The following is an 18,387-nucleotide window of genomic DNA, read 5'->3' as shown; positions in this document are numbered from 1 at the left end:
CTCAGCGATCGAGGGCGGCGAAGCGCTCGATGTCGCTGTTGGTGCCCGAGACGATGATCAGGTCGTGGTTCGTGACGATCGTGTTGGCCTCCGCGTAGCGGAACGGCTTGCCCGGGCTCTTCACGCCGACGACCGTCACCTTGTACTTGCTCCGCACACCGGACTCGTTGAGGCCGACGCCGCGGATGAACTTGGGCGGGTACATCTTGGCGAGCACGAAATCGTCGTCGAAGCGGATGAAGTCCAGCATCCGGCCGGAGACGAGGTGCGCGACGCGCTCTCCGGCCTCGCGCTCGGGGTAGATGACGTGGTTGGCACCGACGCGGGCGAGGATCTTGCCGTGCGATTGCGAGACGGCCTTGGCCCAGATCTGCGGGACCTTGAGGTCGACGAGGTTCGCGGTGATCAGGACGGATGCCTCGATCGACGAACCGACCGCCACGACGGCGACCTGGAAGTCCTGGGCGCCGATCTGCCGGAGGGCGTCGATGTTCTTGGCATCGGCCTGCACGGTGTGGGTGACGCGGTCCGACCACTTCTGCACGAGCTCGAGGTTGTCGTCGATCGCGAGCACCTCGCGGTCGAGACGGTCGAGTTCGCCCGCGCAGGCGGCACCGAACCGGCCGAGACCGATGACGAGGACGGGAGCGTCGCCCCGGAGGACTTCAACCAACGATCGGCCTTTCCACGGGCAGTGAGTAGTACTGCGTTCGCGATGTCGCGGCGACCGCCGCGGCGAGAGTCACTGTACCAACGCGCCCCATGAAGATGGTGACGGCGAGGACGTAGGAGCCGGCGTCCGGCAGCTCGGCGGTCAGCCCGGTGGAGAGCCCCACGGTGGCGAAGGCCGAGATGACGTCGAAGAGCACATGGCTGATGTCGGCCTTCGTGATCTGGGCGATGATGATCGTCGAGAGCGCCACGATCGTGGCTCCCCACGCGACGACGCTCAGGGCGACGCGCTGCACGTCGCTGGGGATGCGGCGGCCGAAGGCCTCGACGGACTGGCGGCCCTTCGCCTCCGACCACACGGCGATCGCGAGCACGGCCAGGGTGGTGACCTTGATGCCGCCGGCCGTCGAGGCCGAGCCGCCGCCGACGAACATGAGCATGCTCGCGGCGAGCAGGGACGAGCCGTTCAGGTCGTCCATCTCGATCACGTTGAAGCCGCCGGAGCGGGTCATCGCCGAGAGGAAGAAGGCCTGGAACGTGGTGTCGGCCGCATCCATCGACCCGAAGGTCTTGGGGTTGGCGTACTCGAGGATGAGGAAGACGGCGGCGCCGAGCACGAACAGCAGCACGGTGGTGACGAGGGTGAGTTTGGTGTGCAGCGACCACTTCTTCACGTGCCAGACATGCTTGGCGAGCGTGTAGATCACCGGGAAGCCGATGCTCCCGAGGAACACGCCGACCATCAGCAGCGTCAGCACGAGGTAGTCGTCCGCGAACACCGCGACGCCGCCCGCGTTCGGGGCGAACCCGGTGTTGGTGAACGCCATCGCGGCGAAGTACGGGGCCTCCCACAGGGCGGCGATCGGCTCGACACCGGCCATCACGAGAGCGGGGTAGAGCAGCACGGCCAGCACGCCTTCGATGATCAGCGCCGAGACGGCGACCGTCGTCAGGAGCTGGCCGACCTCGCCCAGTCGCACGGTCTGGCTCTCGTTGACCACACCTCCGTGCGCACGGAGGGGGTTCGTGTCACCCGCGGCCAGGAGCTTGGCGCGCAGTCCCAGTCGCTTGGAGATCAGCATCCCCATCAGCGATGCGAGCGTGAGGACACCCAGAGCACCGATGTTCACTCCGATGAAGACCAGTACATGGCCGAAGGGCGACCAGTGGGTCGCCATGTCGACGGTCGACAGTCCTGTGACGCAGATGGTCGAGACGGCCGTGAAGAGGGCGTCGGCCAGGGGAGTGACGGTGCGGTCCGCCGACGCGATCGGAAGTGACAGCAGCACCGTGAAGACCAGGATGAGGAGCGCGAAGATCACGATCGCGAAGCGCGAGGGCGACGACGTGATGATGTGCTTGCCCCAGGACGCGGCGTTCTGGAGCCGCTGTCGAGGAGACGACGCCGAAACGATGCCCGACATCGCGTCCCCCTTCGCTCTCCCACTCGCCGCGTGGTCGCGACTGCACGACGCCGTTCGCCGAGCCTTCGTCATGGTACTCCGTGCCGGGGACGACTACCCTGATCACATGACGGACATCTTCGACGTGATCGCAGACGGTACGAGGCGAGACATCCTCCAGCTCCTCCTGCGTCGCACCACCGAAGGGGATGCCGGCACGAGCGTCAGCCAGATCGTCGCCGATCTGGGCATCAGCCAGCCGACGGTCTCGAAGCATCTGAAGGTGTTGCGCGAGGCCGAACTCGTCAGCGTGCGCGAAGACGGACAACGCCGTTTCTACAGCCTCGAGGTCGAGCCGCTCGGTTCCGTCGACGACTGGCTCGTGCCGTTCCTCATGGATGCCTACGGTGACGACGCCCCGGACATCGACTACCCGGGACTCCCGCTGCCGGACGGCGCCGCCCATGCGGCGGAGGTCGTCGGACGTGCGGCGGCGTCGGCCAAGCACGTCGTCGCCAATGCGTTCAAGAGGCTCGGCGGCTGAAGCCGGCTCGATGCCACTGATGCCGGACGCACGTCGCCCCTGACGATTCGGGGGGCAGTCGTCAGGGGCGAGGCCGCGGGCCCCACGCCCGCGCGACCCGGATGGTGCCATCGTGAGCCGTCTGCTCACCGTCCCAGACCAGTCTGGGCAACTGCGGCATACGTCCTATGTCTCCGCTGAGTCCGGTGGTGCGCCGCAGCTCGATCGGGGCTCAGCGCCGCCCGGCCTTGCGGCGGAAGAGCCAGGTGCCCCAGAGCACGGCGAAGACGAGGATCGCAAGGCACCATCCGACGGCCCATGGCGCGGCATCCAGTGGTGCGGTCGTGAGGAGCCCCCGGATCGTATCGACGATCGGGGTGATCGGCTGATGGGCTGCGACCGGCTGCAGCCAGTCCGGCATACTCGCCACCGGGACGAAAGCGCTCGACAGATAGGGAAGGAACAGCAGCACGAATCCGTAGCCGTTCGCTCCCTCGGGTGAGCCCGCGGCGAGGCCGATCGCCGCGAAGAGGTAGGTGATCGCCAGGATGTACAGCGCGATCAGCCCGGCGAGGGCCACCCACTGCCCGAGCGAGGCCTCGGGGCGGAAGCCGACGAGGATGCCGACGCCGATGACGATCGTCGTCGCGACGAGGTTGCGCAGCAGGCTCGCGACCACATGGCCGGTGAGTACCGCGCTGGCGCGCAGAGGCATCGTCCGGAAGCGGTCGATGATGCCGGTGCGCATGTCGTTGGCGACGTAGACGGCGGTCGAGGATGCGCCGAAGCCGGCGCACGTGAGGATGATCCCCGGCACCACGTAGTCGACGTAGGCGCCGGAGGGATCGATCGCGCCGCCGAAGACCCAGGTGAACATCAGCATGAGCATCACCGGGAGCAGGATCGCCATGAGCAGCGATTCGCCGTCACGCAGCGAGTGACGCAGGCTGCGGCCGACGAAGACGGACTCGGCGGTCAACCCGCGGAGGCGGGGCCGTGGCGGGGCAGCCGACGGCGCGAGGGACGGGATGACGGCTGCGGTGCTCATGCGATCTCCTGGATGCGAGGTGAAGCGGTGACTGCGAGGAAGACGTCGTCGAGCGTCGGACGTCGTAGTGTCACGACGCCGTCGAGCCCTTCTTCGTCGAGCAGGTCGAGGGCCCGCCGCAGATCGGCGACACTGCCGTCCGTGGGGATCTCACGGGTGAGTTCTCCCTGCGCGTCATGGAGCTCGACCGTGTCACCGCCCACCCTGGCCTTGAGCTCGGCGGGGGTGCCGAGGGCGGCGATCCTGCCTCCGTGGAGCACCGCGATCCGGTCGGCGAGCTGGTCGGCCTCCTCCAGGTACTGGGTCGTCAGGAACACGGTCGTGCCGGTTGCGGCGACCGTGCGAATGAGGTCCCAGAGGTCTCTCCTGCTGCGGGTGTCGAGCCCGGTGGTGGGTTCGTCGAGGAACAGCACCTCCGGTGTGACGACGAAGCTGAGGGCGAGATCGAGTCGGCGCCGCATCCCGCCGGAGTAAGTGCGCACCGCTCTCGTCGCGGCCTCCGTCAGGTCGAAGCGGGTGAGGAGCTCCGTCGCCCGACGTGCGGACTCGGCCCGGTTCAGGCCCGCCAGTCTCGCGAACATGACGACGTTCTCCAGGCCCGTCAGGGCATCGTCCACGGCGGCGGACTGACCGGTGAGACTGATGCGGCGTTGGATCTCCGCCGTCTCGGTCCGGGTGTCGTAGCCCAGGACTCTGGCCACTCCGGCGTCCGGGGTGACGAGGGTGGTGAGGATGTTGATCGTGGTGGTCTTGCCCGCTCCGTTGGGCCCGAGCAGCGCGAAGACCTCGCCGCGCCGGACCGTGAAGTCGAGGTCATCGACCACCACCTTCGTCGCGAAGGCCTTGCGCAGCCCGCGAATCTCGATGGCCGTCTCCATCATGTGTCCCTTCGTATTGATCGAGTAAAAACTGTGTGCGTCATACTCAATTGTGTATGACCATAACACACTGTTTACTACATAAACAGAAGTACACTGGACAGGTGATCGACAACGAGCCACCCGAACTGCCTCGAGGGATCGCGCTCGCCTGGGGCGTGGCCGCCAATCCGCAGCGTGGACCGAAGCGCGAGATGAGCGTCGAGCGCATCGTCGATGCCGCGGTCGAATTGGCGGATGCCGAGGGCATCGGCGCCGTCTCGATGGCCGCGGTGGCTTCGGCGTTGGGGTTCACGCCCATGTCGCTCTACCGCTATGTGAGCGCGAAGGACGATCTCCTGCTTCTGATGCAGGAGCAGGCGACGGGCCTGCCTCCCGAATCGCATCGGGAACGGGAGGGCTGGCGGCCGAAGCTGCTCGCGCTCTACGCCGAGCAGGTGCTGCTCTATCAGCGCCACCCGTGGATCCTCTCGCTGCCCATCACCGGCTCGCCGATCACGCCGAACAGTTCGGCCTGGCTCGATGCGAGCCTCGCCGCCCTGGAGGAGACGCCGCTGTCCGCCGAGGAGCGCATGGCGGTGGCCCTCGCGGTGACCGGCGACGCCCGATGGTGCGGCATCGTGCAGGCGGGCTACACGGAGCAGTCCAGGGGCACCGGTCTCAGCGCCGACGAGGTCGCCGTCAGGGAGTCCGAGCTGTACGACCGCGTCATCACGGTGGACGAGTTCCCGGCGCTGCGCCGTGCGATCGATGACGGGGTCTTCACCTCGCCTGCCGATCCGTTCCGATTCGGTGTGGATCGTCTCCTCGACGGTGTCGCGGCATACATCGAGGCGCTCGCCGGAGGAGCCTCGCACGAGGTGAGCGACGAGTGGATCGCGCTGGATCCCGTCGAGCTCGCCGGCGATCGACGCCTCAAGGAGGCGCAGAAGGCGGTGCGCGAAGCCGAGAAGGCCCTGCGTGCGGCGCACAAGATCGAGCGTCAGGCGCTGCGCGAGGCTCGAGAGAGACAGGCGAAGTCCCGCTCCGCCCGATGACAGGGGCAGCAGCGGCATGATGAGGGGATGACCACCGCATCCGCCGAGCACCGCGCGCACTTCGACTTCACGATCTCGTTCGCGAACGGGGGTGGGCTGAGTGGAGACGCCTTTCGTCTCGACCTGCCGCGGCCCGAGCTCGGGGCGGATGAGATCGGGACGCTGCTCGTGCACCACCTCGGCCTCGCTCTGGTCAGCTCCGTCGAGCTGACGAACCTGCGGGTCGTCGAGGAACCGCACCGCGGGAGCCGTGGCGTCGATGCCCCGGCTCGGCAGGCATCGAGAGTGATCGATCTGAGCCACCCCATCGAAGCGGGCCTGGTGACCTACCCGGGCCTGCCTGCGCCGACGATCACCTCGCATCTCACGCGCGAGGCCTCACGGGCGAAGTACGCCCCCGGCACCGAGTTCGCGATGGACATCATCACGATGATCGGCAACACGGGCACGTATCTGGATGCGCCGTTCCACCGCTATGCGGAGGGCGGCGACCTCGCATCCCTCGACCTCGCCACGCTGGTCGGGCTCCCGGCGGAGGTCTTCCATCTGCAGGATGCGTGGAGCCAGGAACGGCGGGGGATCGACGCGGCCACCCTCGCGGATCGCGACCTGCGCGGAGCCGCCGTGCTGCTGGACACGGGGTGGAGCCGGTTCTTCGGGACCCCGGAGTACGGGCACGGGGCGCCGTTCCTGACCGAGGCGGGTGCGCGATTCCTCGTCGACGCCGGAGTCGCGCTGGTGGGGATCGACTCGCTCAACATCGATGACACGGAGAGCGGGGGCGAACGGCCAGCGCACAGCATCCTGCTCGCCGCAGGCGTCCATGTCGTCGAGCACCTGACCCGCCTCGCCGACGTGCCCGCCCGCGGCGCGCGGTTCACGGCGGCTCCTCCTGCGGTGCATGGATTCGGCACGTTCCCGGTGCGAGCGTTCGCGACCGTCGGGGATCCTCGCTGATCACACAGGTCACACGGGTTTACACGCGTCCCAGCTACCCCATAGAGTGTGCTCAATCGAGAAAGGGGTACGTGGGATGCCCGAGGTGCCTGACGTGCGGTTCCTGACGGTGGCTGAGGTCGCCGAGCTGATGCGCGTATCCAAGATGACCGTGTACCGGATGGTGCACGCCGGCGAGCTTCCCGCCATCCGCTTCGGACGCAGCTTCCGCGTGCCCGAGTCCGCCGTCGCCGACGCACTGCAGCGTCCCATCGCCGACGTCGGCTGATCACCCAGGAGAAGATCGTGGACGTCAGCACGTTCTACGCCCTCTTCTCCACGACGTGCTTCGCGCTCACCGGTCTCTGGTGGAACGTGGTGCGCGCGCGTCGCGACTGGTCGAGCGATCCCTCGATGCGCCGCACGATCGGCGGCATCTACCTCTCCTTCCTGCTGCCTGCGCTCATGGGGCTGTTCGCGCAGGTGGGCGGCACCGAGAATCCGATCCTCTGGCGTGCACCCTTCGTCGTCATCGCCGTCGTCGGCGGCGTGTCCATGCTCCGCCTCGTCTCGCGCTCGCGCGGTGACGGCACGACCCGCGCCGTGCGCTGGACGCAGGCCGGCACGATCTTGGTCTACACCGCCACCGCGGTGATCGGCGTGTTCCCGCAGATCGCGACTCCGCTCGGGCTCGCACCGATCCAGGTCGAGGCGCTGCTCCTCATCACCCTCGTGGCCCTCGGGCACGCCCTGGTGTGGCGGTACCTCGTCACCGAACAGGTCGAAGACTGATCGCGTGCGGCGGGGCCTCTGTGGTTTGCTAGACTGATCCGAGGCATTTTTCCTTGCCCGTACCCGGGTGTCCGCCACCGTGCGACGCCCAGCCCCTGACTTAGTGAGGTTTCCGTGGGTTCTGTCATCAAGAAGCGCCGCAAGCGCATGGCGAAGAAGAAGCACCGCAAGCTGCTTCGCAAGACTCGCCACCAGCGCCGCAACAAGAAGTAAGCGGCCAGACACGAGCGCCTGTCTCCGGACGGGCGCTTTGTGTCTCTACCCCCAGGTTTCCCGTCGTCGCAGGAGCATGCCATGAAGTCGATCACCGTCACCGAGCTCGCCGAGCGCTCGAACATCCCGCTCATCGACGTGCGCGAGGCGCACGAGTTCGCCGTCGGCCACGTACCGGGTGCCGTGAACATCCCGATGTCCGAGATCGGCAACCGCCTCGAAGAGCTGCCTGCTGAGGCGTTCGACGTGATCTGCCAGGCCGGCGGCCGGTCCGCTCGCGTCGTCGAGGCGCTCGAGACCCGCGGCTACGACGCGACGAACGTCGAAGGCGGCACCGGCGAGTGGATCGCCCAGGGGCGCGATGTCGAGGTGCCGTCGGCGTGACCACGCTGACCCTCATCGGCAAGCCCGACTGTCACCTGTGCGACGTCGCGTCGGAGATCATCGACGCGGTGGTCGCCGAGCTGCCGGATGCGGCGGCTGAGCGGATCGAGATCGTCGAGGCGTCCATCCAGGACGACCCCGCACTGTACGAGCTGTGGTGGGAGAAGATCCCGGTCGTCCTCATCGACGGCGAGCTGCATGCCCACTGGCGTCTGTCGGCCGACCGGCTGCGCGATGCCCTCGTCGACGCGGTCCAGCAGGACGCACTGGAGAAGGAGTCGCGATGATCAGGCACGTCGTCAGCTGGAAGCTCGCCGCAGAGGACCAGGCAGAACGCGCAGAGCAGGCGGCCGAGGTCGCGCGGCGCCTGACCGCCCTCGACGGAGTGGTGCCGCAGCTGCGCTCGATCTCCGCCGGTGCGAACGTCGCCTATCCTGACGCGAACTGGGACGTGACCCTGGTGGCCGACTTCGACTCGATCGCCGCCCTGGAGGAGTACCAGGTGCATCCGGCCCACGAGGAGGTCGTGGCCTACGTGCGCTCAGTCGTCGTATCCCGGGTCGCCGTCGACTTCGAGGTGTGAGTCGTCACACGCCCGTAATATCGCGTCGCACTTGCAACACAAACGTGATCCCCGGATGATGGCTCGCGGCATGTTCGGTGCGACCGCGCATGTTTAGATGTTCACCTACCCGTCCTTGGGAACTCACCCACGTCTTTTCAGGAGCTGACATGCAGCGTCGCAACATCATCGCCGGGATCGCGCTCGCCGCGACCGTGACCCTCGCCCTCGCCGGCTGCGCCACGGGCGGCGGGAACCCGGGCTCCGGAGAGCCGGCAGCCGGCGATGAGTACGACCTCGTCGAGTCGGGCACCCTCACGGTCTGCTCCGACATCCCCTACGCTCCGTTCGAGTTCGAGGGCGGCGACAACGGCACGGGCTACACCGGATTCGACATCGACCTGCTCGACGCGATCGCGAAGGAGCTCGACCTCAAGCTCTCGGTCCAGGACGTCGGATTCGACGCGCTGCAGTCGGGCACGACCCTCGCGGCGGGCACCTGCGACGTGGGTGCATCGGCGATGACGATCACCGACGAGCGCAAGGCGAACATCGACTTCTCCGAGCCGTACTACGAGTCGCTCCAGTCGCTGCTCGTGCGCACCGACTCCGGCATCGAGTCGATCGACGACCTCTCCGGCAAGAACGTCGGCGTGCAGCAGGGCACCACGGGCGAGGCGTACGCCACGGAGAACGCCGAGGGCGCCGAGCTCGTGCAGTACCCGTCAGACGGAGAGCTGTGGCCCGCGATGCAGGCCGGCCAGATCGACGCCATCCTGCAGGACCAGCCGGTGAACCTCGAGCACGAGAAGGCTGACAGCGCCTACAAGATCGTCGAGGAGTACGAGACTGGCGAGTCGTACGGCTTCGCGTTCGCGAAGGGCGAGAAGGATGCGCTGCGCGAGGCGATCGACGGAGCGCTGCAGGATCTGCGCGACAGCGGCGACTACCAGACCATCTACGACGAGTACTTCACCGCGAAGTAATCGGCGAGCGACGTAGAGCAGGGAGACCTTGACAATGGCGTTGAGGCGCACCACGAAAAGCAAGCTGTACCGGTACATCGTCTATGCCGTGCTGATCGCGATCGTCGTCTGGGCGGCGATCAGCACCGACTGGGCGAAGATCGGACCGCTGTTCTTCAACCCCGAGATCGCGGCGAAGATGTTCCCCGGGATCATCACCACCGCACTCGTGAACACGCTGTGGTTCACCGCGGTGGCGTTCATCGCGGGGCTGCTGCTGGGCATCATCCTGGCGCTGCTGAAGCTGTCGAGCATCGGACCGTTCCGGTGGATCGCGACGGCGTGGATCGAGCTGTTCCGCGGGCTGCCCGCGATCCTCACGATCTTCGGCGTGGCCTTCATCCTGCCGATCGCGCTGGGGATATCCGGGCGTGACCTCGGCGGACCGGTGGTCCTCGGACTGATCGGTCTCATCCTGGTGGCGTCGGCGTACATGGCCGAGACCATCCGCGCCGGCATCCAGGCGGTCCCGAAGGGACAGACGGAGGCCGCTCGGTCGCTGGGTATGTCGCCGATGAAGACCACGTTCTGGATCATCGTGCCGCAGGGATTCCGCATCATCATCCCGCCGCTGACGAACGAGTTCGTGCTGCTGCTGAAGGACACCTCGCTGCTCTTCGTGGCGGGCACCTTCATCTGGTCGAAGGAGCTCACCAACTTCGCCCGTGACGCGGCCACCCAGAACACCAACGCGACGCCGCTCATCATGGCGGCGGTCCTGTACCTGATCGTGACGATCCCACTCACGCGCTTCAGTGCGTGGCTGGAACGACGGATGGCGAAGCAGCGATGATCACCGACCTGATTGATGTCCACGCTCCTGCGATCGACCTGCAGGGGCTCGTGAAGAGCTTCGGCGACAACGAGGTGCTCAAGGGCATCGACCTCACCGTCACGGCGGGCGAGGTCGTCTGCATCATCGGGCCGTCGGGATCGGGCAAGTCGACGCTCCTGCGCTCGGTGAACCTCCTCGAGGAGCCGACGGGCGGCAAGGTGCTCATCGAAGGCATCGACATCACCGACCCCGACGTCGACATCGACCGCGTGCGCACCCGCATCGGCATGGTGTTCCAGAGCTTCAACCTGTTCCCGCACCTCGACGTCATGGGCAACCTGATGATCGCGCAGCAGCGCGTGAAGAAGCGCTCGAAGGCGGAGGCGGCGAAGATCGCGCACGAGATGCTCGGGCGCGTGGGGCTCGCGGAGAAGGCGGATGCGTTCCCCGGCCACCTCTCCGGCGGGCAGCAGCAGCGCGTCGCGATCGCACGGGCACTGTGCATGAACCCCGACATGATGCTATTCGACGAGCCCACCTCAGCGCTCGACCCCGAACTCGTCGGGGAGGTGCTGCAGGTCATGCGCTCACTCGCGGACGAGGGGATGACGATGCTCGTCGTCACCCACGAGATGGGTTTCGCGCGCGAGGTCGGATCCCGACTGATCTTCATGGACGGCGGGCACATCGTCGAAGAAGGTGATCCCCGCGAGGTGATCGGCAATCCGCAGCATCCGCGGACCCAGGACTTCCTGTCCAGGGTGCTCTGACCCGGACGACCTGTATGACACCGAGACCCCCTCCCGCTGAGTCAGCAGGAGGGGGTCTCGGTGTGTCGGGAGATGCTCAGGCCTCGACGACCTCGGCGTCCGCGGCGTTGCGGCGGACCGAGTCGACGCCGTTCAGCGCCGCTGCCTTCGTGGTGTAGCTCTCGCTCGTCGCGATGACCTCGCCGTTGCCGGCCTTGAGACGGAACCGGTGACCACCGGAACTGTCGGTGAACAACTCGAACTTGCCTGCCATGGGGCATCCCTTCGCTGTCGGATCGAGGGAAGTCACCCCTCGAGGGTTACGGTATCTCGGAGTACTGGTCCGGGGATAGAGCGGCGACTCAGCCGCGCGGATGCACTGCCACGGGTTCCGGCGCGACCGCGATGCGTACCCGGTCGCCGAAGGCCGGATGGATGCCGGGCGCGTGCTGCAGGCGCACGAGCTCTCCGGACTCGGTGCGCACGAGTGTGCGGCGCATGCTGCCCAGGAACGTGCTCTCCTGCACGAGGGCGTCGGTCGCGGCATCCGCCTCCGAGGCGAAGTGCACGTTCTCGGGGCGCAGGTAGACGTCGACGGGGCCGTCGGCCGGTGCGCGCAGCGGCAGGCGCTGCCCCCACACCACGACGTGGTCGCCCTCGGCGACCCCGGAGACGACGCTGGAGAGGCCGACGAATGCGGCGACACCGGCTGTCGAGGGGGTCGTGTACAGCTGCTCCGGCGTGCCGATCTGCTCGATCCGCCCCGAGTTCATCACCGTGATCCGGTCGGAGACGGCCAGCGCCTCCTCCTGGTCGTGCGTCACGAACACCGTGGTGATGCCCAGGCGCAGCTGGATGCGGCGGATCTCATCGCGCAGCTGCACCCTGACCTTGGCGTCGAGCGCCGAGAGCGGCTCGTCGAGCAGCAGCACCTTGGGTTCGGTCACGAGCGCGCGGGCGAGGGCTACGCGCTGCTGCTGCCCTCCCGAGAGCTGATGCGGATAGCGGTCGGCGAAGTCGGCGAGACCGACCAGAGCGAGAGCGTCGAGCGCGCGCTTCGCCGCCTCCGCCTTGCCGACACCGCGTCGACGCAGGCCGAAGGCGGTGTTGTCTGCCACCCGCAGGTGCGGGAACAGCGAGTAGGACTGGAACACCATGCCGATGTCGCGCTTGTTCGTCGGCACCCGCGACACGTCGCCGCCATCGAGGAGCACCGCACCGCTGTCGAGCCCCTCGAGACCGGCGAGCACCCGCAGCAGCGTCGTCTTGCCGCAGCCGGAGGGGCCCAGCAGTGACACGAACTCGCCCGGGGCGATGTCGAGGTCGACTCCGTGCAGCACTGTGGTGCCGGAGTAGCTCTTCACGATGTCCTGCAGCTGCACCCGGGTGCCCTCGCCGGCTTCAGCGAGCAGCATGTTGTCGGCGGTCTGGGGGAGGGTCATGAGCGGGCCTTTCCGGTGCCGCGGGCGAGGCGGCCGATGAGGAGGAGCAGGAGGAAGACGAACAGCAGGGCCAGCAGGGTGAAGATCGCCGGTGCGTACGGGTCCTGCTTCTGGACGACGAGCATGGCCGTCTGGAACACCTGACGGTTGAGCAGCGAGGCGATCGTGAACTCGCCGAGGACGACCGCGATCGAGATCAGCGAGGCCGCGAGCAGCCCCTGGCGGAGGTTCGGGGCGAGCACCTTCAGGACGACGGTCGGCCAGCCGGCGCCGAGAGAGCGGGCGGCCTCGGCGAGCGTGCGGAGGTCGGCCGCGTCGATCGACGCCTGGATCGAGCGGTACGCGAAAGGCAGCACGGTGATGCCGTACGCGAAGGCCAGAGTCCAGGTGCCGGTGCCCAGTGCGCGCCCGATCTGCAGGTAGATCGGGGCGAGGCCGACGACCAGCACGATTGCGGGGATCGAGATCGGCAGCAGGACCGCGAACTCGAACACGGGCTTCAGCTTCGCGAAGCGCAGGTTCACGAGGATCATCGTGGGGGCGAGCAGCAGGAGGACGATCGCGACGGTCACCACGGCGAGGATCAGCGAGTTGCCGAGCCCCGTCCAGATCGGCTTGATGGCCGCGGACTTCTCCGGGTCGAACAGCGCGAACCACCGCTCGAGCGACAGCCCGCCGTCGGTGCCGCGGAGCGTGTAGAGGAAGGTGGCGACGAGCGGGATAGCGAAGAACGCACCGACGACGATGCCGATGATCCACCGGGTCGCGACCGAGGGGCCGAGACGGTTCACGACTGCCACCTCGCAGCCCGACGCTGGATGAGCGAGTACAGGGCCATCACCACTCCGACGATCACGATCATGCCGAGCGCGAGCACGCCGGCGAGGTTCTCCCGCCCGAGGACGGTCTCGCTGGTGAGAGCGGCGCGGATCTGCAGTGGCACGATCTGCGACCCCTGGCTGGCGAGCGCGGCGGCGGTGGCATACGACGAGAACGCATTTGCGAACAGCAGCAGCAGACTGGCGAGGAAGGAGGGGGCGAGCACAGGGATGCCGATCCGCAGCCAGAAGCTGGAACGGGTGCCGCCGAGCGTGAGGTTCGCCTCCGCCCACTGCGGCTTCAGCGCGGCGAGGGCGGGCATGAACGTGATCACCATGAGCGGGATCTGGAAGTAGATGTACGGCAGGATCAGCCCGGGGAGCTCGTAGAGCCAGGTGCCGTTTGCGAAGATGTCGATCCCGAAGGCGTCCTGGAGGAACAGCTTGAGCACGCCCTGGATGCCGATCGTGGCGATGAACGCGAAGGCGAGCATGACGCCGCCGAACTGGGCGAGGACGCCGGCCGCGGCATCCACAGTCGAGCGCACGACGCCGTCCGGGTTCATGCCGAGCAGGGCGTAGCAGACGAGCGCGCCGACGATCGCTCCGACCACGGCGGTCAGCAATGACACGCCGGCGGAGTTCGCGAAGGTGGTCAGGACGACGGGGTCGCCGAGCGCCGAGAGGTTCGCCCCCGTGAAGGTGCCGTCCTTCGTGAAGAACCCCGAGCCGATGGCGAGGACGGTGGGGACGGCGAGGAAGAGCAGGACGTAGGCGGCGAAGGGGACCAGGCCGAGCCAGGCGACGGACGGCGCGGAGCGCTGGGCCCGCGACGTGGTCGCGGGCCCAGCGCTGTGCGCTGCGGGGGAGACGGGGGCGGATGCCGTGGCATCCGCCCCCGCAGCGGTGGCAGTGGTCACTGGACCGCCGCTGCCCACTTCTCGCCGAGCAGCGTGCCGGCGTTCGTTGACTGCTCCTCGGTCGGGACGACCGTCTCGCTGGGCACCTCGGGGAGGGCGGCAGCGAGGTCGGCGTCGATCGTGCCGGCCTCGGTCATGGCCTCCATGCGCGCGGGGCGTGCACCGCCCTTGAGCCACAGGTTCTGGACCTCGTCGCTGTAGAGGAACTCCTGCCACAGACGTGCGGCAGCCGGGTTCGGGGCATCCTTGTTGATCGCCTGGTTGTAGTAGCCCGCGTAGCCGGTGCCGTCGAGGACGACGACCTTCCAGTCCTTGTTGCCATCGTCGCCCTGGGCGTGCGCCGCGTTCAAGTAGTCCCAGTCGAAGACGACCGGGGTCTCGCCGCTCGCGACTGTCGCGGTGGTGACGTCGACCTTGAGCAGGTTGCCGGCCTTCTGCAGGTCGGCGAAGAAGTCGATGCCCGGCTGGAAGTCGTCGAGCGATCCGTCCGACTGCACCGTGGCGAGGCCTACGGCCGCGAAGGCGGCGCCGGCCTGGGTGGGATCGCCGTTGATGGCGACGGCGCCCTTGTAGGCGGCATCCTTCAGGTCGTCGAGCGACTCGGGGGCGTCGAACTTCGACGAGTCGTAGCCGATCGACATGTATCCGCCGTAGTCGCCGACGAACAGGCCGCTCGGCTCCTTGAGGGCGTCAGGGATCTCGTCCCATGTCTGCACCTGGTACGGCGCGAACACATCGGTGTTCTGCAGCGCGACGGTGAGACCGAGATCGAACACGTCCGGCGCGGTGTCCAGGCCCTCGTTCGTCTTTGCGGCCTGGATCTCCTCGGCGCTCGATACGTCGGGGGATGCCTCGTTGATCGTGATCTCGGGGTACTTCTCCGCGAAGAGATCGAGGATCTCACCGTAGTTCGCCCAGTCGCGGGGAAGCGCGATCACGTTGAGCTGGCCTTCGGCCTTGGCGGCCTCCTCGAGTTCGGCGAAGGTGCCGAAGTCCTCGACGGACGTCGCGGTCGCAGCATCGACCTCGTCGCTGCCGGCGGCGGGGGTCTCCGCGCCCGTGGCGCACGCGGTCAGGCCCAGCGCAGCGGTGGTGAACAGGGCGATGCCGGCGCCGATGCGCGCGCGGCGGTGGAAGTTGGTCATCAGGGTCCTCTCGGTGTCCGGCAGCGTGAGCCGGAGTCGGGTTGCGAGAGGACACTATGAGCCGCGGGTTGCCGACGATCCCGCCTCGGGTGAACGAGAGGTGGCCGGGGCATGGCCGGTCAGGTGCTGCCAGTCTGGCATCCTGGACGGATGGAGATCGGTGGGATGCTGGGGCTCGAGCAGCTCACCTGGGGAACCCTGATCCTCGTGATCGTCGCGGCGTTCGCAGCCGGGTGGATCGACGCCGTCGTGGGCGGCGGTGGCCTCCTGCAGCTCCCTGCGCTGCTGCTGATCCCGGGGATCTCACCTCTTCAGGCCCTCGCCACCAACAAGCTCGCCTCAGTCTTCGGCACCGCCACGAGCAGCGTGACCTACTACCGACGGGCGAGACCCGACATCCGCACCGCTCTGCCCATGGCCGCGATCGCGCTCGCCGGATCGTTCGGCGGTGCGGCGGTCGCGACCGTCCTCCCCGCGGCGGCTTTCAAGCCGATCATCGTGGTCGCTCTGCTGGCCGTCGCCCTGTTCACCGCGTTCCGCCCGCAGATGGGCGCGGCGACCCGACTGCGCTTCACCGGTCACAAGCACCACATCACCGCGGGACTCGCCGGACTCGTGATCGGGTTCTACGACGGGCTCATCGGCCCAGGCACCGGCACGTTCCTGGTGATCTCACTCGTCGCCCTGCTGGGGTACGACTTCCTCCAGGCGAGTGCGAAGGCGAAGATCGTCAACCTCGCCACGAACACCGGCGCTCTGCTGCTCTTCATCCCGCACGGCGCGGTGCTGTGGCTGCTCGGCGGCATCCTCGCGGTCGCGAACGTCGCCGGCAGCTACCTCGGCTCGCGGATGGCGATCTCCCGTGGCACGACCTTCATCCGGGTGGTGTTCCTCGTCGTGGTGGTGGCGCTGATCGCGAAGCTCGGCGTCGACGTCTGGAACGAGAACATCGCCCCGGCGCTCGCGCAGCTGCGCTGAGCATCCGTCCCCGTCGTGCGCCTCGCACGTCCGATTGCGCCTCGCACGTCCGAATCGGTCGAATCCGGACTTCGGAAGCGTAATCGGACTTGTGTGGCGCACACCGCGCGACGCCCGCACACGCAAAAGGCCCCCTCCCGCGTGTGCGGGAGAGGGCCTCTGCGTAGGTCAGGCCTCGTCGTCCGGTTCGAAGTCGACACCGGCCTCGGCGCGCTGCGCCGCGGTGATCGGCGCCGGCGCCGCGGTCAGCGGGTCGAATCCGTTGCCCGACTTCGGGAACGCGATCACGTCGCGGATCGACTCGGTCTTCGTGAGGTGCTGCAGGACGCGATCCATGCCGAGCGCGATCCCGCCGTGCGGCGGGGCGCCGAACTTGAAGGCGTCGAGCAGGAAGCCGAACTGCTCCTGAGCGACCTCGTCGCTGATGCCCATGACCTCGAACACGCGCTTCTGCACGTCTTCGCGGTGGATGCGGATCGAGCCGCCGCCGAGTTCCGAGCCGTTGCACACGATGTCGTAGGCGTACGCCAGCGCGGAACCGGGGTCGGTGTCGAACGTGTCCTGGAACTCCGGCTTCGGACCGGTGAACGCGTGGTGCACGGCGGTCCAGGCTCCGGCGCCGACGGCGACGTCACCGGATGCGACGGCATCCGCTGCCGGCTCGAACATCGGCGCGTCGACGACCCACGTGAAGGCGAACTCGTCGGGGTTCAGGTAGCCGAGACGACGACCGATCTCCACGCGCGCGGCGCCGAGGAGAGCGCGGCTCTCCTTCGTCGAACCGGCCGCGAAGAACACGCAGTCGCCCGCAGAGGCGCCGACGAACTCGGCGAGACCCGCCTGCTCGGCCTCGGAGAGGTTCTTCGCCGCGGGGCCGCCGAGCGAGCCGTCCTCGTTGAAGAGCACGTACGCGAGACCGCGAGCGCCGCGCTGCTTCGCCCAGTCCTGCCACGCGTCGAGCTGCTTGCGCGGCTGGCTCGCACCGCCGGGCATCACGACGGCACCGACGTACTCGGCCTGGAACACCCGGAACGGCGTGTTCGCGAAGTACTCGGTCGCCTCGACGAGCTCGAGTCCGAAGCGGAGGTCGGGCTTGTCGGAGCCGTACTTGGCCATCGCCTCGGCGTAGGTCATGCGCGGCAGCGGGGTCTGCACCTCGACGCCGATGGTCTTCCACATCGCCTGGATGAGCGACTCCATCAGCGCGATGACGTCTTCCTGGTCGACGAAGCTCATCTCGATGTCGAGCTGGGTGAACTCCGGCTGGCGGTCGGCGCGGAAGTCCTCATCGCGGTAGCAACGGGCGATCTGGTAGTACTTCTCGACGCCGCCGACCATGAGCAGCTGCTTGAACAGCTGCGGCGACTGCGGCAGCGCGTACCAGCTGCCGGGGTGCAGGCGAGCGGGCACGACGAAGTCGCGGGCGCCTTCCGGCGTCGATCGCGTGAGCGTGGGCGTCTCGACCTCGGTGAAGTCCTCGCCGTGCAGCACGTCGCGGACGGCCTTGTAGACGTCTGAGCGCAGGCGCAGAGCGGATGCCGCGGCGGGGCGACGCAGGTCGAGGTAGCGGTACTTGAGGCGGGCCTCCTCACCGACCGTCTCGGTGTCAGCGACAGCGGTCGACACCTGGAACGGCAGCGCAGCGGACTCGTTCAGCACCTCGACCTCGGTCGCGATGAGCTCGATCTCGCCGGTGGGCAGGTTCGGGTTCGCGTTGCCCTCGGGGCGACGCGAGACCTCGCCGGTCACCTTCAGCACGAACTCGTTGCGCAACGGGTGCGCGACCTCTTCGTCGCGGATGACGACCTGGGCGATGCCGGACGCATCCCGAAGATCGATGAACGCGACTCCTCCGTGATCACGACGGCGATCGACCCAACCCGAGAGGGTGACGGTCTGACCGATATGCTCGGCTCGCAGCGAGCCTGCCGAGTGGGTGCGAAGCACGGAGGATTCCTCCTGATCTGGGAAATGGTGAACCCGCCCATTCTACGGGGGCGGGTGTCGCCTCCTCTGCCGGTGGCATATCGCTCAGTAGGATCGCCACGACGGAAAGGCCCACATGGACTCCCACGGCATCGCAGACC

At 67.8% G+C, this 18,387-nt stretch carries 23 protein-coding genes; 13 read left to right on the top strand and 10 right to left on the bottom strand.

Annotated features, from left to right (window positions below):
• Position 1: 1 nt before the first annotated feature.
• A complete protein-coding gene (locus tag BLW44_RS14860; RefSeq protein ID WP_047520565.1) occupies positions 2–673 on the bottom strand; it encodes a potassium channel family protein in 672 nt (223 codons plus the stop codon).
• Positions 666–2,096 (bottom strand): TrkH family potassium uptake protein, encoded by a 1,431-nt coding sequence (locus BLW44_RS14855; RefSeq protein WP_060927414.1) that lies wholly within the window; start codon positions 2,094–2,096, stop codon positions 666–668. The genes BLW44_RS14860 and BLW44_RS14855 overlap by 8 nt, the downstream gene beginning before the upstream one ends.
• A gap of 106 nt (positions 2,097–2,202) precedes the next feature.
• Between BLW44_RS14855 and BLW44_RS14850 the strand changes: the two genes are divergently transcribed.
• Entirely contained in the window at positions 2,203–2,619 is a 417-nt protein-coding gene (locus BLW44_RS14850) for an ArsR/SmtB family transcription factor (protein WP_060927432.1), read from the top strand.
• 211 nt (positions 2,620–2,830) lie between these two features.
• On the opposite strand, the gene BLW44_RS14845 is transcribed toward BLW44_RS14850, so the two are convergent.
• Together BLW44_RS14845 and BLW44_RS14840 are read right to left on the bottom strand one after the other, a co-directional pair.
• Positions 2,831–3,646, bottom strand: a complete 816-nt coding sequence (locus BLW44_RS14845; RefSeq protein WP_082724564.1) for an ABC transporter permease — start codon at positions 3,644–3,646, stop codon at positions 2,831–2,833.
• Positions 3,643–4,527: an ATP-binding cassette domain-containing protein gene (locus BLW44_RS14840; protein ID WP_060927413.1), complete on the bottom strand. Its 885-nt coding sequence runs from the start codon at positions 4,525–4,527 to the stop codon at positions 3,643–3,645. Before BLW44_RS14840 ends, BLW44_RS14845 begins: the two co-directional genes overlap by 4 nt.
• A gap of 101 nt (positions 4,528–4,628) precedes the next feature.
• Between BLW44_RS14840 and BLW44_RS14835 the strand changes: the two genes are divergently transcribed.
• The 11 genes from BLW44_RS14835 to BLW44_RS14785 all read left to right on the top strand — a co-directional run bounded on the left by BLW44_RS14835 (position 4,629) and on the right by BLW44_RS14785 (position 11,018).
• The gene (locus BLW44_RS14835; protein WP_060927412.1) at positions 4,629–5,561 is read left to right on the top strand and encodes a TetR/AcrR family transcriptional regulator; all 933 of its coding nucleotides are present in this window, start codon (positions 4,629–4,631) and stop codon (positions 5,559–5,561) included.
• Between the two features lie 27 nt (positions 5,562–5,588).
• A complete protein-coding gene (locus tag BLW44_RS14830) occupies positions 5,589–6,518 on the top strand; it encodes a cyclase family protein (RefSeq protein WP_060927411.1) in 930 nt (309 codons plus the stop codon).
• Between the two features lie 76 nt (positions 6,519–6,594).
• Complete coding sequence (locus BLW44_RS14825; protein WP_042538977.1) at positions 6,595–6,786, top strand: helix-turn-helix domain-containing protein; 192 nt, start codon at positions 6,595–6,597, stop codon at positions 6,784–6,786.
• 17 nt (positions 6,787–6,803) lie between these two features.
• Entirely contained in the window at positions 6,804–7,289 is a 486-nt protein-coding gene (locus tag BLW44_RS14820) for a hypothetical protein (RefSeq protein WP_060927410.1), read from the top strand.
• 114 nt (positions 7,290–7,403) lie between these two features.
• Positions 7,404–7,502, top strand: coding sequence for a 30S ribosomal protein bS22 (locus BLW44_RS14815; RefSeq protein ID WP_003792170.1), 99 nt, complete (start codon positions 7,404–7,406; stop codon positions 7,500–7,502).
• A gap of 81 nt (positions 7,503–7,583) precedes the next feature.
• Positions 7,584–7,886, top strand: coding sequence for a rhodanese-like domain-containing protein (locus tag BLW44_RS14810; protein ID WP_060927409.1), 303 nt, complete (start codon positions 7,584–7,586; stop codon positions 7,884–7,886).
• Positions 7,883–8,173, top strand: coding sequence for a glutaredoxin family protein (locus BLW44_RS14805; RefSeq protein WP_060927408.1), 291 nt, complete (start codon positions 7,883–7,885; stop codon positions 8,171–8,173). The genes BLW44_RS14810 and BLW44_RS14805 overlap by 4 nt, the downstream gene beginning before the upstream one ends.
• Positions 8,170–8,469 (top strand): Dabb family protein, encoded by a 300-nt coding sequence (locus BLW44_RS14800; protein ID WP_060927407.1) that lies wholly within the window; start codon positions 8,170–8,172, stop codon positions 8,467–8,469. The genes BLW44_RS14805 and BLW44_RS14800 overlap by 4 nt, the downstream gene beginning before the upstream one ends.
• 149 nt (positions 8,470–8,618) lie before the next feature.
• Positions 8,619–9,434, top strand: coding sequence for a basic amino acid ABC transporter substrate-binding protein (locus tag BLW44_RS14795; protein WP_060927406.1), 816 nt, complete (start codon positions 8,619–8,621; stop codon positions 9,432–9,434).
• 34 nt (positions 9,435–9,468) lie between these two features.
• Positions 9,469–10,266 carry an amino acid ABC transporter permease gene (locus BLW44_RS14790; RefSeq protein WP_060927405.1) on the top strand — a complete coding sequence of 266 codons (798 nt, stop codon included), beginning with the start codon at positions 9,469–9,471 and terminating at the stop codon, positions 10,264–10,266.
• Entirely contained in the window at positions 10,263–11,018 is a 756-nt protein-coding gene (locus BLW44_RS14785; protein WP_060927404.1) for an amino acid ABC transporter ATP-binding protein, read from the top strand. Before BLW44_RS14790 ends, BLW44_RS14785 begins: the two co-directional genes overlap by 4 nt.
• A 76-nt stretch (positions 11,019–11,094) precedes the next feature.
• Here the strand turns inward: BLW44_RS14785 and BLW44_RS14780 are convergent, their stop codons facing one another.
• From BLW44_RS14780 to BLW44_RS14760, 5 genes are all read right to left on the bottom strand, one after another.
• Positions 11,095–11,271 (bottom strand): YegP family protein, encoded by a 177-nt coding sequence (locus tag BLW44_RS14780; RefSeq protein ID WP_074731866.1) that lies wholly within the window; start codon positions 11,269–11,271, stop codon positions 11,095–11,097.
• Between the two features lie 88 nt (positions 11,272–11,359).
• Entirely contained in the window at positions 11,360–12,439 is a 1,080-nt protein-coding gene (locus tag BLW44_RS14775; protein WP_060927403.1) for an ABC transporter ATP-binding protein, read from the bottom strand.
• Positions 12,436–13,230, bottom strand: coding sequence for an ABC transporter permease (locus BLW44_RS14770; protein ID WP_060927402.1), 795 nt, complete (start codon positions 13,228–13,230; stop codon positions 12,436–12,438). The genes BLW44_RS14775 and BLW44_RS14770 overlap by 4 nt, the downstream gene beginning before the upstream one ends.
• Positions 13,227–14,177: an ABC transporter permease gene (locus BLW44_RS14765; RefSeq protein ID WP_139305292.1), complete on the bottom strand. Its 951-nt coding sequence runs from the start codon at positions 14,175–14,177 to the stop codon at positions 13,227–13,229. Before BLW44_RS14765 ends, BLW44_RS14770 begins: the two co-directional genes overlap by 4 nt.
• Positions 14,174–15,322 (bottom strand): ABC transporter substrate-binding protein, encoded by a 1,149-nt coding sequence (locus tag BLW44_RS14760; RefSeq protein WP_060927400.1) that lies wholly within the window; start codon positions 15,320–15,322, stop codon positions 14,174–14,176. Before BLW44_RS14760 ends, BLW44_RS14765 begins: the two co-directional genes overlap by 4 nt.
• A gap of 150 nt (positions 15,323–15,472) precedes the next feature.
• Between BLW44_RS14760 and BLW44_RS14755 the strand changes: the two genes are divergently transcribed.
• Positions 15,473–16,300 carry a sulfite exporter TauE/SafE family protein gene (locus tag BLW44_RS14755; RefSeq protein ID WP_082724566.1) on the top strand — a complete coding sequence of 276 codons (828 nt, stop codon included), beginning with the start codon at positions 15,473–15,475 and terminating at the stop codon, positions 16,298–16,300.
• Positions 16,301–16,468: 168 nt separating this feature from the next.
• Here BLW44_RS14755 and aspS read toward each other — a convergent pair whose 3' ends face one another.
• Positions 16,469–18,247, bottom strand: coding sequence for an aspartate--tRNA ligase (aspS, locus tag BLW44_RS14750; RefSeq protein WP_060927399.1), 1,779 nt, complete (start codon positions 18,245–18,247; stop codon positions 16,469–16,471).
• Positions 18,248–18,387: the final 140 nt, after the last annotated feature.

The sequence above is a fragment of the Microbacterium hydrocarbonoxydans genome, assembly GCF_900105205.1.
GTDB lineage: Bacteria > Actinomycetota > Actinomycetes > Actinomycetales > Microbacteriaceae > Microbacterium > Microbacterium hydrocarbonoxydans.
Note: the sequence above shows the minus strand (reverse complement) of the source record. Positions and strands in the feature narration are given on the sequence as shown.

What these genes read in the sequence shown, in the direction of transcription:
- BLW44_RS14840 (WP_060927413.1), bottom strand. Translation starts at nt 4,527, where the DNA reads ATGATGGAGACGGCCATCGAGATTCGCGGGCTGCGCAAGGCCTTCGCG.
- BLW44_RS14825 (WP_042538977.1), top strand. Translation starts at nt 6,595, where the DNA reads ATGCCCGAGGTGCCTGACGTGCGGTTCCTGACGGTGGCTGAGGTCGCC.
- BLW44_RS14790 (WP_060927405.1), top strand. Translation starts at nt 9,469, where the DNA reads ATGGCGTTGAGGCGCACCACGAAAAGCAAGCTGTACCGGTACATCGTC.
- BLW44_RS14850 (WP_060927432.1), top strand. Translation starts at nt 2,203, where the DNA reads ATGACGGACATCTTCGACGTGATCGCAGACGGTACGAGGCGAGACATC.
- BLW44_RS14830 (WP_060927411.1), top strand. Translation starts at nt 5,589, where the DNA reads ATGACCACCGCATCCGCCGAGCACCGCGCGCACTTCGACTTCACGATC.
- BLW44_RS14780 (WP_074731866.1), bottom strand. Translation starts at nt 11,271, where the DNA reads ATGGCAGGCAAGTTCGAGTTGTTCACCGACAGTTCCGGTGGTCACCGG.
- BLW44_RS14775 (WP_060927403.1), bottom strand. Translation starts at nt 12,439, where the DNA reads ATGACCCTCCCCCAGACCGCCGACAACATGCTGCTCGCTGAAGCCGGC.
- BLW44_RS14855 (WP_060927414.1), bottom strand. Translation starts at nt 2,096, where the DNA reads ATGTCGGGCATCGTTTCGGCGTCGTCTCCTCGACAGCGGCTCCAGAAC.
- BLW44_RS14795 (WP_060927406.1), top strand. Translation starts at nt 8,619, where the DNA reads ATGCAGCGTCGCAACATCATCGCCGGGATCGCGCTCGCCGCGACCGTG.
- BLW44_RS14785 (WP_060927404.1), top strand. Translation starts at nt 10,263, where the DNA reads ATGATCACCGACCTGATTGATGTCCACGCTCCTGCGATCGACCTGCAG.
- BLW44_RS14760 (WP_060927400.1), bottom strand. Translation starts at nt 15,322, where the DNA reads ATGACCAACTTCCACCGCCGCGCGCGCATCGGCGCCGGCATCGCCCTG.
- BLW44_RS14845 (WP_082724564.1), bottom strand. Translation starts at nt 3,646, where the DNA reads ATGAGCACCGCAGCCGTCATCCCGTCCCTCGCGCCGTCGGCTGCCCCG.
- BLW44_RS14800 (WP_060927407.1), top strand. Translation starts at nt 8,170, where the DNA reads ATGATCAGGCACGTCGTCAGCTGGAAGCTCGCCGCAGAGGACCAGGCA.
- BLW44_RS14810 (WP_060927409.1), top strand. Translation starts at nt 7,584, where the DNA reads ATGAAGTCGATCACCGTCACCGAGCTCGCCGAGCGCTCGAACATCCCG.
- BLW44_RS14755 (WP_082724566.1), top strand. Translation starts at nt 15,473, where the DNA reads ATGGAGATCGGTGGGATGCTGGGGCTCGAGCAGCTCACCTGGGGAACC.